The organism is Tsukamurella sp. USMM236, assembly GCF_037148755.1.
Classification (GTDB): Bacteria; Actinomycetota; Actinomycetes; order Mycobacteriales; family Mycobacteriaceae; genus Tsukamurella.
The window spans coordinates 164,364-176,964 of record NZ_JBBCSS010000007.1 but is presented as its reverse complement, the minus strand read 5'-3'; the positions used below and the strand labels follow the sequence as shown (position 1 = coordinate 176,964).

Here is a 12,601-nt window from a genome sequence, read left to right as displayed (position 1 = left end):
TCCTCGCTTGCGTTCACTCGTGTACTACGTCGCCGTCTCGCTCGACGGCAGGATCGCCGGCCCCGAGGGCCAGTACGACTTCTACCCCGTCGACGAGGAGTACTCGCGGCAGATGAACGAGGAGTGGGGCGACGGGCTGCCGACGGGGCTGCACGAGGCGCTGGGCATCACGCCGCCGCTCACCAAGTGGGACACCGTGGTGATGGGGCGCGCGACGTACGCGCTGGGCACCGACATGGGCGTGAACGACCCGTACTCGCACCTGCGCACGATCGTCTACTCGCGGTCGCTGGCCGCCGCGGACTTCCCGGAGGTCGAGGTGGTCGCCGAGGACCCCGTCGCGCACATGCGGGCGCTCAAGCAGGAGGACGGCGGCGACATCTGGCTGTGCGGCGGCGGAAAGCTGGCCGCGACGCTCGCGTCCGAGGTCGACAGGCTGGCGCTGAAGATCTACCCGGTGACCGCGGGCGACGGCATCCCGTTGTTCGCGGGCGGCTTCGCGCCGCAGCAGTGGAAGCTCGTCTCGCACCGCGCGTTCGACATCGGCGTGATCCTGGCGCAGTACGAGCGCGCCTGAGCCCGGCCTGCGCCGAGCGGGCGGGTATTAGCGGGACGAAGCCCGGTAGCCGGCCATCCGCTCGTGGTGGCCGGGCTCCGTGGTGGCCTTGGAGACCAGCTCGCGGTCCCACTCGGAGGTGTCGAGGCCGGCCTTCTCGGCCGCGTCCTTCGCCTGCGCCGGGTTCGCGACGATTTGGTCGCCCATGATCCCGTCGCCGCCGACGAGCGTGATGCGCACGCCCTCCTCGCCCATGTTCTGCAGCACGGCGGTCGCCCCGTCGTGCTGGGCGGCGAAGCGCTTCAGGCGGGAGACGACGTTGCCGGGGGCCTGCTCAGTCATGCTGCCAGCTTATCGGGCGTGCCGTCGGAGGCGCGCAGCACCCGCGCCCGCATCAGCCGGTAGAGGATCGCGGTCTCGGTGATCACCGACATCGCGCCCGCCACGTGCAGCACCACCAGCAGCGCGGGGACGCCGGTGAAGTACTGGACCACGCCGATGAGCGACTGCGCCGCGACCACCGCGAAGACGATCTTCAGGCGTCGCCGGACGGCCTCGCTCGACGGCCCGCGCACGACGAGCACGGCCGCCCAGATCAGGATCGCGATGTACGCCGCCACCAGCAGGCCGTGCGTCAGCGACAGTGCGGGGATCGACACGTCGAGCCGGTCGATGGCCTTCGGATTGGTGCGGTCGCCCGCGTGCGGGCCGGCTGCCGTGACCACGACGCCCGCCGCGAGCACGAAGGACATGACCACCGCGGAGACGGCGACCAGCCGCCGGGCGCCGGCGGGCGCCGCCTCGATCTCGACGCCGTCATCGGGTTCGCCGACCTTGGCGTACAGGGTCGCGGCGATCCACACCATCGCGCAGGAGACCAGCATGTGCGCGCCCACGACCCACCAGCGCAGCCCGGTGAGCACGGTGACGCCGCCGAGGATGCCCTGGGCGAAGGTCGAGAAGGGCAGGATCCACGCGTAGACCAGGATCTCGCGGCGGCGCCGGGCGCGCGTCACGGCCAGGACGATCGCGATCGACGTGGTGACCACGATCCACACCGCGATCTGCCGGTTGCCGAACTCGATGGCCTGGTGCCACCACGGGACCTCGTCCTGCGGAATCGGCAGCAGGGAATCGTCGAAGCACTTGGGCCAGGTGGGGCAGCCCAGCCCGGAGCCGGTCACGCGCACCACCGATCCGGTGACGGCGATCAGCGCCTGGGCGAGCAGAGCGGCGAGCGCGATCCGCTGCTGTGCCTTCACGCTGGGGAGCGGCAGGCGGTCGACGAGGCGCAGGAAGAGCTGGTACACGCCGATCATCGTACGTGGGTGCCGCGCGGCTACTACGACCTGTAGTGGTTAACCGGTGAAGCGGAACAGGCGGACGGCCAGAGCGGAGCCGACGACGCCCCACGCGGAGAGCACCGCCAGGCCGAACCAGTCGACGGCGCCGAGCGTCGCCGCCCGGGTCAGCGCCTCGGTCAGCGCGCCCGACGGGGACAGTCGGGCGAGGAGCAGTACGGCGTCCGGGACGTGCTCGCGCACGACGACGAGCGAGGCGATCGCGCCCATGACGAACCAGAGCAGGTTCGCCAGCGCGAGCACGACCTCGGCCTTGAGCGTGCCGCCCAGCAGCAGGCCCAGCGAGGCGAAGGCGAAGACGCCCAGCGCGAGGATCGGCACCCACAGCAGCAGCCCGACGGGCTCCGGGCGCCAGCCCAGCGCGAGGCCGATCCCGCCGAGGATCACGGCCTGCAGGATCACCACGATCACCACGGCGAGCGTCTTGCCGCCGATGACGCCCCACCGCGGCAGCGGCGTCGCGCCGAGCCGCTTGAGCGCGCCGTAGCGCCGGTCGAAGCCCACGGCGATGGCCTGGCCGGTGAACGCGGTCGACATCACCGCCACGGCCATCACGGCCGGGACGAGGGAGTCGATGCGGGTGGCGTCACCGCCGATGGGCAGCACGGCGAAGCCGACGAGCAGCGCGATCGGGATGAACATGGTGAGCAGCAGCTGCTCGCCGTTGCGCAGCAGGAGCGTGAGCTCCATGCGCGTCTGCGCGGCGAGCATCGCCGTGGGGCGCGCCGCCTCGGGGTTCGGCAGGAAGGTGCCGGGGGCGAATCGGGGCTCGGTTCGGGTCACGTCATCCCCTCAGGTCGCGGCCGGTGAGATCGAGGAAGACGTCCTGCAGGGTCCGCGTGCCCACCCGCAGGTCCGTCAGCAGGGCGCCCTGCGCCGCGAAGTGCGCCGCCGCGTCGGCGATCACCGCGGGGGTCACCTCGGCGCCGCGCACGACGTAGACGGAGCCGTGCGCGTCGGTGCTGTCCACCGTCGCGGTGAAGCCCGTGCCCAGCCGGGCGGCCAGGGCCGCGGGGTCCAGGCCCGACGGTGCCGTCACCCGCAGCTCGTGCTCGGCACCGTGGCGCGTGAGCTCCTCGGGCGTACCGTCGGCCACCGCGCGGCCGCGGTCCATGATGACGACCCGGTCGGCGAGGGCCTCCGCCTCGTCGAGCAGGTGCGTCGTGAGCAGGACGGTGACGCCGTCGCGGCGCAGCGCGGAGACGAGGTCCCACACGAGCAGCCGCGCCTGCGCGTCGAGGCCGGCGGTGGGCTCGTCGAGGAAGACCAGCTCGGGGCGTCCGACGAGCGCGCACGCGAGGGACAGCCGCTGCTGCTGGCCGCCGGAGAGCCGGCGGTAGCTGACGTTCACCACGTCGGTCAGGCCGAGCGTGGAGAGCAGCCAGTCGGGATCGAGGGGATTGGAGGCATAGGCGGCCACGAGCCGCAGCATCTCGCCGGTCTTCGCGCCGGGGTAGGCGCCGCCGCCCTGCAGCATGACGCCGATCCGGGGCTTGAGGCGCGCGGCGTCGGCCACCGGGTCGAGGCCGAGGACCTCGATGCTGCCGGAATCGGGGGAGCCGAAGCCCTCGCACATCTCGACGGTGGTGGTCTTGCCGGCGCCGTTGGGCCCGAGCAGGGCGAGGACGCTGCCGCGCTCCACGGTGAGGTCGAGTCCGTCGACGGCGACGACGTCGCCGAATCGCTTGGTGACGGAGGTCGCGGACAGTGCGGGCACGGGAAGTCAGACTACCCGGCTGCGCCGGCGGCGCCGTTCGCGGTGGCGGGGCAGCTCGAACGCCAGGTAGACGGCCAGCGCGACGATGACGACCGTCGACATGCCCGCCTTGGCGATCACGTAAGGCTCGATCTCGCCGCCGTTCGGCATGAGCATCACCGAGATCACGCTGGAGACGATCACGGCGGCCAGGCGGAAGCCGGGCGCGGTGGCCCACGCCGCGAGCGGCACGATCGCCCACAGCAGGTACCAGGGCTGCACGACGGGGAACAGCAGCACCAGCGCCGCCATCGAGATGCCGAGCGAGCCGACGGGGTGGATCCGGCCCGATAGCGTCGCGATGAGCATGCGCAGCACGATCACGGCGGCAAGCGCGGCGGCGATCGGCCGGGTGATGGCGAGGATGGCCGTGGTGTGGTCGCCGAGGCCCAGGAGCACCCCGACCTGCCCGGTCCCGAGGCCGAGCACCGTCGGGATGGAGAGCCAGGAGCGGACCTTGTTGGCCGTGCCGAGGGTGCCGGCGTCGAGCCAGCCGTAGCCGAGGCCCGTCGCCTGGCAGACCACGACCACCACGACGACCAGCACGACCACCAGGAAGCCCGCGGACGTCGCGAGCGCGACCAGGGTGCGGCCGGCGTTCGGTCTCCACTCCGCGAGGGCGGTGCGCCAGTCGCGCAGGCGGCCGCCGATGTTGGGGAAGCTGCCGCCGAGGCGTCGCGCGAGGGCCATGCCGATGAAGCCGAGCGCGAGCACGGACGTGATCTTGATCAGCCCGGACAGGGCGATCATCGCCGCGCCCGCCGTGAGCAGGCCGCCCGCTCGGGTGGGGCTGAAGCCGTTCAGGAACGGGAGTCCGGAGTCGATCGCGCGCAGCGCCCACTCCATGCCGACGAGCATCATGCCGAGCATGAGCGCCTCGTTGTGGATGCCCGCGATGAGATGGAAGATGACCAGCGGATTCGCGGCGCCGAGCCACAGCGCGGCCACCTCGTTCACGCCGCAGCGGCGCGCCAGCCGGGGGAGCGCCCACACGATCATCGCCACGCCGGCCAGGGCCAGCACGCGGTGCAGCACCACCCCGGCGACCACGTTCTCGCCGGTCAGCCACGTGATGCCGCGACCGAGGTAGAGGAACAGCGGCCCGTACGGGGCCGGGGTGTCGCGCCAGATGTTCGGCACCGAGCGGGTGAAGACGTGGTCGATGCCCAGCGCCGCGGCGGGGCCGATCTTGTACGGGTCCAGCCCGCGCGCGGTGATCTCCGACTGCGCCAGATAGGAGTAGACGTCCTTGCTGAACATCGGGGGCGCGAACAGGAACGGCAGTACCCACAGCGCGAGGATCCGGTCGAAGCCGCGGCGGGTGAGCCGGCGCGGCGGCGCGGGCTCGGCGTGCGCGTTCGGGTTGAGGTAGCCGATCGTGTACCTGCGCAGCAGCACCCACGCGATCATCAGCATCGCGGTGCCGACCATCGTCACCGTCAGCGCCGTCGACTGCATGCGGAACATGAGACCGATGAGCCGACGCCCGGCGATGGGGTTCTGCACCACCGGGAACGCGCCCACGCCCAGCGCGCCGAAGGCGATGAGCACGGCGCCGACGCCGCCGAAGGTCGCGATCGTGCGGACCGTCCGCTTCTCCTGGGCGTTGAGGTCCGGGTACTGCTGCTCGTCGGTGTGCAGGCGGTTCACCGTGCCGCCGGGGCCGCTCGCCGCGATGCCCGACGGTGCCCCACCGGGCTTGGTCAGGCCGAGGTAGTCCGCGAACGTGCGCACGGGAGCCGGGAGAGAGGGGGTAGCGCGCACGTCCGCAAGAGTAGACGGTGCCCGGGCCCGCGCGGCCCGGTGCGCCGCGTCAGTCGATGTTCTGGTCGATCGTCGTCGCGCCGGCGGGCCGCGCGGAGAAGCGCCGGAGCAGGTCGGCGCGCACCTCCGGGTCGCGCGCGACGTCGACGAGGGTGCTGGCCAGGATCGTGGCCCCGTCGAGCACCGCGGCGTCGGCCTGCGGGGTGCGCGCCGCCGCGGCGAACTCGATGGTGTGCGGCGGCCCGCCCGCGTCGACGATGGAGATCACGGGGTGGATGCTGGGCACGACGCGGCTGACGTTGCCCATGTCGGTCGAGCCCCCGCCCCCGCCCGCGGGATGTCGCGCGACGTCCCGCCCGGAGCGCGTCAGGTTCGCGTCCCAGGCGGCGGCCAGCGCCGCGTCGGGGGTGATCGACAGGTACCGCGGCTCGGCGCGGTGCTGCTCCCAGGTGCACCCGGTGGCGATCGCGGCGCCCTCGAAACAGGCCAGCATCCGCTGCTTGATCGCGAGCATTTGCGCCAGGTCCGCGGACCGGACCTCGGCGGAGAGCCGCGCCTCGGCGGGCACGATGTTGGTGACCCGGCCGGCGGCGTTGCCCACCACGGACAGCCGCATGCCGTCGGGGACGTGCTGGCGGAGCAGGCCGATCGCCACCTGGGCCAGCGCGGCCGCCGACTCGGCGTTGATCGCCTGGTCGGGAGCCGCCGCGGCGTGCGCGGACCGGCCGTGGAAGACGGCGTCGAAGCGGTCGACGCACTGCATGGTGACGTCGGCGGCGGAGACCTCCGCGGCGGCGTCGCCGTTGATGGGGTGCACCATCGCGGAGAGCACGGCCGATTCGAAGGCGCCGGCCCGGAGCAGCTCGACCTTGCCGCCGCCGTGCTCCTCGGCGGGTGTGCCGAGCACCGTGAGGGTGAGGCCGAGCTCGTCGACGAGCGGCGCGAGGGCGAGCGCGGCGCCCGTGGTGATCGCGGCGATCACGTTGTGACCGCAGGCGTGACCGAGGCCGGGGAGGGCGTCGTACTCGGCGCAGAGGACGGCGTGCAGCTCCCCGGTACCGACGGTCGCGGTGAAGGACGTGTCCAGGCCGTACGCGCCCCGCTCGACGGCGAAGCCGCGGGAGGCGAAGAGATCGGCGAGGACCTCGGCGGCGTGCTCCTCGTCGAAGGCGAGCTCGGGGTGCTCGTGCAGGTCGTGCGACAGGTCGACGAGGGTGGCGGCGTCGACGGCGACGGCGGCCGCGACGGCGGCGTGCGGGTCGGTTCCGGCGGTGACGGTCATGGGTTCTCCTTCGGGATGCGGTCGGAGGTCAGTGCCACAGGCCGAGGGCGAACTCGGCGATGACGGTGGCGAGGAGGAACGAGGCGATGATGGCGACGATGCCGACGGGGACGATCCGCCAGCCGATGCGGCGCAGGGCGGGCAGGTTCTGCGCCATGGCCAGGCCGCCGAAGGTGAGGACGACGCAGCACAGGGAGAGGAAGTTGATCGACGCCCCGGCTTTGACGACCGACGCCTGCACAGGGGACCAGGGGCTCGACAGCGCGGTCCCGATGACGCTGGCCCAGATGATCATCGGTACCCGGTCCCGCGCGGCCCGGCCGAGGCCGATCGCCACCAGGGTCACCACGGCGACCAGGGCGTAGCCGAGGAGGATCTGCGGGTCGAACCGCTTCGCGGCGATCGTGGCGGTGACGACGCCGAGCGCCAGGACGATCGGCATCGCGACCTTGAGCGGGACGTTCACGGCGACGTCGGTGCTCTCGGCCTGGATGGGAGCGCCGGCCTCGCGGGCCGCGACGACCTCGGCGGTCACCTTCGCGGCGTGCTCGGGGCGCTTGCGGGTCAGCAGGCGGTACACCTTGTCGGCGAGCGGCAGCGCGATCCACACGCCGACGTACGTGCCCAGGATCATGGTGATCATGTTCGACGTGGTGGCGAGCGCCTTGACCTGATCGGCCATCTCCGGATGCGCGGAGGTGATCGCGGCGAGCCCGGCCGCCATCATCGAGGTCGAGCCCACGCCGACGCCCATGGCGAGGGCCTGCGGATCGAAGATGTTCAGCGAGGTCACCGTGGACGCCGCGAGCGCGACGACGATGGCGCCGAACATGGTGCCGAAGACGTACATCGACATCACGCCCCGGTACTCCTCGGAGTCCGTGCCGTACTTGCCGCCGACGATCGCGAAGCTCGCCTCGCGGTCGATCGCGAAGGTGGCGCCGACCGTCGCCCGGCCCATGCGCAGCAGGACCGCGATCGGCAGTGCCAGGGCGATCGTGCCGAAGAGGTGGCCGACCTCCTGCAGCAGCAGGGCCGGCCCCGCCTTGGCGAGCGTCGGCAGGTTCGGCCCGATGGTGAAGCCCAGCAGGGTGACCAGCATGGCGACCGCGGTGGCCATCAGCCGGTCGGCCACCTTCCACATCCGCGGGGTGAACGGGACGAGCCGCTGCGCGGAGACGATCGCGCCCGCGATCAGGCCCCACACCATCGGGTAGACGGTCATCTTCGCGAATCCGAGGCTGATGGTCCACGGTCCGATGAACTGGAAGACCGCGGTGATGATCAGGGCCGCGAGTGCGGGGAGCCACAGGTCGCGCGCGGTGAACCCGGTGCGATGGTCGGAGCGGGCCGTGGTGATCGGCTGTGCCATGGGTGAGGTCTTTCCGGGCGATGGGCTGGGGTGCGAAGAATGATCCGGCTTTCGGATGGTTTTCCCCGCACCCGTGCAGGAAAACGGTGAGAATCCAGCCATGAATGCAGTTTTCTCCGCGCGAGGTCCGATTCCGGGCGCCGGAGTGATCCAGGACACGGTCCCGGAACGCGACGCGCTGAGCTCGGACGACCTCCGGCTGATCCACGCGCTGCAGGTCGTCCCGCGCGCTCCCTGGTCGCGGATCGGCGCGGTCCTGGGCTGCGATCCGGTGACCGTGGCGCGCCGGTGGGCGCGCCTGCGGGACGGCGGATACGCGTGGGTCACGGCCTATCGGTTCTCGCGGCGCACCGTCCTCGCGCTGGTCGAGCTCTCGTGCGAACCCGGCCGCACCCTCGAGGTGGCCGCCGAGCTGGCGGCGGACGCCGAGGCGATCACGATCGACGTCACCGCCGGGGGCCGCGACCTGGTGATCACCGTCGCGGTCGAGGGCGACGACCGCCTCGGCGAGTACCTGCTCGACCGGCTCGGCGCCGTGCGCGGGGTGGTGAGCTCGCGGACCCACGTGTGCACGACGATCGCCTCCGACGCCAGGTCGTGGCGGCTGCGCACCCTCGCCGAGGGGGAGCTCGCCGCTCTCGAGGCGATACCGCGGTCGCCGGGCCGGCAGCGGGCCGGGCTGTCGGGGGAGGAGTTCGACGGTGTGCTGTCGGCCCTCGCCGCCGACGGGAGGATCCGCGCCGCGGATCTCGCCGAGCGCGCGGGCATCGGCGTGGACCGGGCGCGGGCCGCCCTGAACACGGTCCTGGCGGCCGACGGCGTCGTGGTCCGCACCGAGGTGGCGCGCCGGTACTCGGAGCGGCCGGTCTACGCCTGGTTCTTCCTGCGCGCTCCGGCGCGGTCGACCGACCGCGTGCTCCGCCGCCTCGCGACGCTGCGCGACGTGCGGTTGCTCGCCACGTCGATCGGGACGTGCAACATCGTGCTCGCCATGTGGCTGCCGGGGCTCGACGACGTGGCGCGGGTCGAGGCGGTGATCGAACAGTCGGACGCCGAGGTCGCGATCGTCGACCGATCGCTGGTGCTGCGGACCACCAAGCACCTCGGGAGGCGGCTCGCGAGCGACGGCCGGTCGGTCGGCGGGGGCTGAGCTTAGCCTGACCTTGCTGGAAGTGCTGGGCGAATTAGGAAACAATCGTGTTGTGAAATACGAGCAGCACGAGGCGCACGCCTCGTTGGCCCAGCGTGACGGGGACACCCGTGACGCCGTGGTCGGGCTGCTCATGAACCGGGGCCAGGCCACCGCGCTCGATATCGGCGAGGCCCTGGGGATCACGACCACCGCCGTGCGCCGCCATCTCGACAATCTGCTCGAGGCCGGCGACGTGACGGTCGCGCCACCGTCGGGCCTGGGCGGCCGGGGGCGGGGACGTCCCGCGAAGGAGTTCCTGCTCACGCCCTCCGGGCGACGGCGCCTCGGCCAGGGTTACGACGCCCTGGCGGTCGACGCCCTCCGCGCTCTGCGCGAGGTCGGCGGCGAGGAGGCGGTGCGCGCCTTCGCCCGGCGCCGGGCGGAGCAGGCCATCGGCACCATCAGCCCGGCCGAGTCCACGGACCCGGTCGACGGTGCCCGTAGGATCGCGGCGTCCCTCTCGGACGCCGGATTCTCCGCCGATGCCCGAGAAGTGGGCAACGGCGTCCAGATCTGCCAACACCACTGCCCGGTGTCGGAGGTCGCATCCGAGTTCCCCGAACTGTGCGAGGCCGAAATTTCGGCGATCGAACAGGCGTTGGGAACTCATGTACAGCGTTTGGCCACCATCGCCAATGGTGACCGCGCCTGCACCACCCACGTGCCCCTCGAGCGCGTGGTACCGCGAGCAACACCCGCTAAGGAGCTTCGATGACGACGGTCGAGAACGGCCCGCTGTCCCAGGAGGAGACGATCGCCTCCCTGGGCACGTACGGCTACGGATGGCACGACTCCGACGCCGCCGGCGCGTCGGCCCAGCGCGGACTCTCCGAGGCCGTGGTCACGGACATCTCCGCGAAGAAGAACGAATCCGAGTGGATGCTGCAGCAGCGCCTCAAGGCCCTCAGCATCTTCGACAAGAAGCCGATGCCCACGTGGGGCAGTGATCTCGACGGCATCGACTTCGACAACATCAAGTACTTCGTGCGCTCCTCCGAGAAGCAGGCCGAGAGCTGGGAGGACCTGCCGGAGGACATCAAGAACACGTACGACCGGCTCGGCATCCCCGAGGCCGAGAAGCAGCGCCTCGTGGCCGGCGTCGCCGCGCAGTACGAGTCCGAGGTCGTCTACCACTCGATCCGTGCCGACCTGGAGGAGAAGGGTGTCATCTTCATGGACACCGACACCGGTCTGCGCGAGCACCCGGAGCTCTTCGAGGAGTACTTCGGCTCGGTGATCCCCGCGGGCGACAACAAGTTCTCCGCGCTGAACACCGCCGTGTGGTCGGGCGGCTCGTTCATCTACGTGCCCAAGGGCGTCCACGTGGACATCCCGCTGCAGGCCTACTTCCGGATCAACACCGAGAACATGGGCCAGTTCGAGCGCACCCTGATCATCGTCGACGAGGACGCCTACGTGCACTACGTCGAGGGCTGCACCGCGCCGATCTACAAGTCGGACTCGCTGCACTCCGCGGTCGTCGAGATCATCGTCAAGAAGGGCGGCCGCTGCCGCTACACGACCATCCAGAACTGGTCGAACAACGTCTACAACCTGGTCACCAAGCGCGCCAAGGCCGAGGCCGGCGCCACCATGGAGTGGATCGACGGCAACATCGGTTCCAAGGTCACCATGAAGTACCCGGCCGTCTGGATGATGGGCGAGTACGCCAAGGGCGAGGTGCTCTCCGTGGCCTTCGCCGGCGAGGGCCAGCACCAGGACACCGGCTCGAAGATGGTGCACTTCGCGCCGAACACGTCGAGCAACATCGTGAGCAAGTCGGTCGCCCGCGGCGGCGGCCGGGCCAGCTACCGCGGCCTGATCCAGATCAACAAGGGCGCCCACGGCAGCCGATCCACGGTCAAGTGCGACGCGCTGCTCGTCGACTCGATCTCGCGGTCCGACACGTACCCCTACGTGGACATCCGCGAGGACGACGTCACGATGGGGCACGAGGCCACCGTCTCGAAGGTCTCCGACGACCAGCTGTTCTACCTGATGAGCCGCGGTCTCACTGAGGACGAGGCCATGGCCATGGTGGTGCGCGGCTTCGTCGAGCCCATCGCCAAGGAGCTGCCGATGGAGTACGCCCTCGAGCTGAACCGCCTGATCGAACTGCAGATGGAAGGGTCCGTGGGCTAGTGAGCAACATTCTCAACGAGGCCGTCGAGGCCCGCCCCGTCACCAACAAGGGTGCGCTGTTCACGTCCTTCGACGTCGCCGCCTTCGAGATCCCCAGCCATCGGGACGAGGCGTGGCGGTTCACGCCGCTGCGTCGCCTGAAGGGCCTCCACGACGGCTCCGCGCAGGCCGACGGTGCCGTCGCGGTCACCGTGGACGCGACGCCCGAGGGCGTCTCCTTCGAGACCGTGGCGAAGACCGACGAGCGGATCGGTCAGGGCGGCGTGCCGTTCGACCGCGTCGCGGCGCAGGCGTTCACCTCGATCACCGAGGCGCACGTGCTGACCGTCGCCAAGGAGGCCGAGGTCGCCGAGCCGATCTTCGTCCGCATCGTGGGCCCCGGCGAGGGCGGGACCGCCTTCGCCCACGTCCAGGTGCGCCTGGAGCGGCAGTCCCGCGCCGTGGTCGTGCTCGACCACACCGGTTCGGGCACGGTCGCCGAGAACGTCGAGGTCATCCTCGGCGACGGTGCGTCCCTCCAGATCATCGACGCGCAGGACTTCGCGGACGACGCGGTGTGGGTCACGCAGCACCACGTCTGCGTCGGCCGCGACGCGCACGTGCGCCATTTCGCCGTCCAGCTGGGCGGCGACCTGGTCCGCATGACCCCGCGGGTCCAGTTCGACGCCCCCGGCGGCAACGCCGAGCTGTTCGGCCTGTACTTCGCCGACGACGGCCAGCATCTCGAGCAGCGGCTGCTGGTCGACCACTCGGTGCCGAACTGCAAGTCGAACGTGGTCTACAAGGGCGCGCTGCAGGGCGACCCGTCCTCGAAGCTGCCCGACGCGCACACGGTGTGGGTGGGCGACGTCCTGATCCGCGCCGAGGCCGAGGGCACCGACACCTTCGAGCTCAACCGCAACCTGATCCTGACCGACGGTGCGCGCGCCGATTCGGTGCCGAACCTCGAGATCGAGACCGGCGAGATCGAGGGCGCGGGCCACGCCAGCGCCACCGGCCGCTTCGACGACGAGCAGCTGTTCTACCTGCGCTCGCGCGGCATCCCCGAGGACGAGGCGCGCCGCCTGGTGGTGCGCGGCTTCTTCCAGGAGCTGATCGACCGGATCTCCGTCCCCGAGCTGCGCGAGCGGCTCTCCGCAGCCATCGAGAACGAACTCGCCACCGCCGGCGTCTAAG

12 protein-coding genes are annotated in these 12,601 nt (G+C 71.4%); 5 read left to right on the top strand and 7 right to left on the bottom strand.

Annotated elements, in window-relative coordinates; translation table 11 throughout:
* Positions 1-7 precede the first annotated feature (7 nt).
* Positions 8-577 carry a dihydrofolate reductase family protein gene (locus tag WFK95_RS20830; protein ID WP_336671822.1) on the top strand — a complete coding sequence of 190 codons (570 nt, stop codon included), beginning with the start codon at positions 8-10 and terminating at the stop codon, positions 575-577.
* A 27-nt stretch (positions 578-604) separates the two neighbouring features.
* On the opposite strand, the gene WFK95_RS20825 is transcribed toward WFK95_RS20830, so the two are convergent.
* From WFK95_RS20825 to WFK95_RS20795, 7 genes are read right to left on the bottom strand one after another with little or no spacing between them, the layout of a single operon-like run.
* Entirely contained in the window at positions 605-898 is a 294-nt protein-coding gene (locus tag WFK95_RS20825; RefSeq protein ID WP_336671821.1) for a hypothetical protein, read from the bottom strand.
* Complete coding sequence (locus WFK95_RS20820) at positions 895-1,875, bottom strand: COX15/CtaA family protein (protein WP_336671820.1); 981 nt, start codon at positions 1,873-1,875, stop codon at positions 895-897. The genes WFK95_RS20825 and WFK95_RS20820 overlap by 4 nt, the downstream gene beginning before the upstream one ends.
* Positions 1,876-1,914: 39 nt before the next feature.
* Positions 1,915-2,700, bottom strand: coding sequence for an ABC transporter permease (locus tag WFK95_RS20815; protein ID WP_336671819.1), 786 nt, complete (start codon positions 2,698-2,700; stop codon positions 1,915-1,917).
* A 1-nt stretch (position 2,701) separates the two neighbouring features.
* Positions 2,702-3,634: an ABC transporter ATP-binding protein gene (locus tag WFK95_RS20810; RefSeq protein ID WP_336671818.1), complete on the bottom strand. Its 933-nt coding sequence runs from the start codon at positions 3,632-3,634 to the stop codon at positions 2,702-2,704.
* Between the two features lie 6 nt (positions 3,635-3,640).
* Positions 3,641-5,437 (bottom strand): polyprenol phosphomannose-dependent alpha 1,6 mannosyltransferase MptB, encoded by a 1,797-nt coding sequence (gene mptB / locus WFK95_RS20805; RefSeq protein WP_374201339.1) that lies wholly within the window; start codon positions 5,435-5,437, stop codon positions 3,641-3,643.
* Positions 5,438-5,486: 49 nt separating this feature from the next.
* On the bottom strand, positions 5,487-6,719 hold the full coding sequence (locus tag WFK95_RS20800; protein ID WP_336671817.1) for an amidohydrolase: 1,233 nt from the start codon (positions 6,717-6,719) through the stop codon (positions 5,487-5,489).
* Between the two features lie 28 nt (positions 6,720-6,747).
* Positions 6,748-8,091 carry a DUF3100 domain-containing protein gene (locus WFK95_RS20795; protein WP_336671816.1) on the bottom strand — a complete coding sequence of 448 codons (1,344 nt, stop codon included), beginning with the start codon at positions 8,089-8,091 and terminating at the stop codon, positions 6,748-6,750.
* Positions 8,092-8,191: 100 nt separating this feature from the next.
* On the opposite strand from WFK95_RS20795, the gene WFK95_RS20790 reads away from it, so the two are divergent.
* From WFK95_RS20790 to sufD, 4 genes are read left to right on the top strand one after another with little or no spacing between them, the layout of a single operon-like run.
* The gene (locus WFK95_RS20790; RefSeq protein ID WP_336671815.1) at positions 8,192-9,241 is read left to right on the top strand and encodes an Lrp/AsnC family transcriptional regulator; all 1,050 of its coding nucleotides are present in this window, start codon (positions 8,192-8,194) and stop codon (positions 9,239-9,241) included.
* A gap of 52 nt (positions 9,242-9,293) precedes the next feature.
* Complete coding sequence (locus tag WFK95_RS20785; RefSeq protein WP_336671814.1) at positions 9,294-9,998, top strand: helix-turn-helix transcriptional regulator; 705 nt, start codon at positions 9,294-9,296, stop codon at positions 9,996-9,998.
* The gene (gene sufB / locus WFK95_RS20780) at positions 9,995-11,425 is read left to right on the top strand and encodes a Fe-S cluster assembly protein SufB (RefSeq protein WP_336671813.1); all 1,431 of its coding nucleotides are present in this window, start codon (positions 9,995-9,997) and stop codon (positions 11,423-11,425) included. Before WFK95_RS20785 ends, sufB begins: the two co-directional genes overlap by 4 nt.
* Positions 11,425-12,600, top strand: a complete 1,176-nt coding sequence (gene sufD / locus WFK95_RS20775) for a Fe-S cluster assembly protein SufD (RefSeq protein WP_336671812.1) — start codon at positions 11,425-11,427, stop codon at positions 12,598-12,600. The genes sufB and sufD overlap by 1 nt, the downstream gene beginning before the upstream one ends.
* The last annotated feature ends 1 nt before the right edge of the window (position 12,601 follow it).

Coding starts and splice junctions, on each gene's coding strand:
- WFK95_RS20820 (WP_336671820.1), bottom strand. CDS start 1,875: ATGATCGGCGTGTACCAGCTCTTCCTGCGCCTCGTCGACCGCCTGCCG.
- WFK95_RS20800 (WP_336671817.1), bottom strand. CDS start 6,719: ATGACCGTCACCGCCGGAACCGACCCGCACGCCGCCGTCGCGGCCGCC.
- WFK95_RS20790 (WP_336671815.1), top strand. CDS start 8,192: ATGAATGCAGTTTTCTCCGCGCGAGGTCCGATTCCGGGCGCCGGAGTG.
- sufB (WP_336671813.1), top strand. CDS start 9,995: ATGACGACGGTCGAGAACGGCCCGCTGTCCCAGGAGGAGACGATCGCC.
- WFK95_RS20825 (WP_336671821.1), bottom strand. CDS start 898: ATGACTGAGCAGGCCCCCGGCAACGTCGTCTCCCGCCTGAAGCGCTTC.
- WFK95_RS20795 (WP_336671816.1), bottom strand. CDS start 8,091: ATGGCACAGCCGATCACCACGGCCCGCTCCGACCATCGCACCGGGTTC.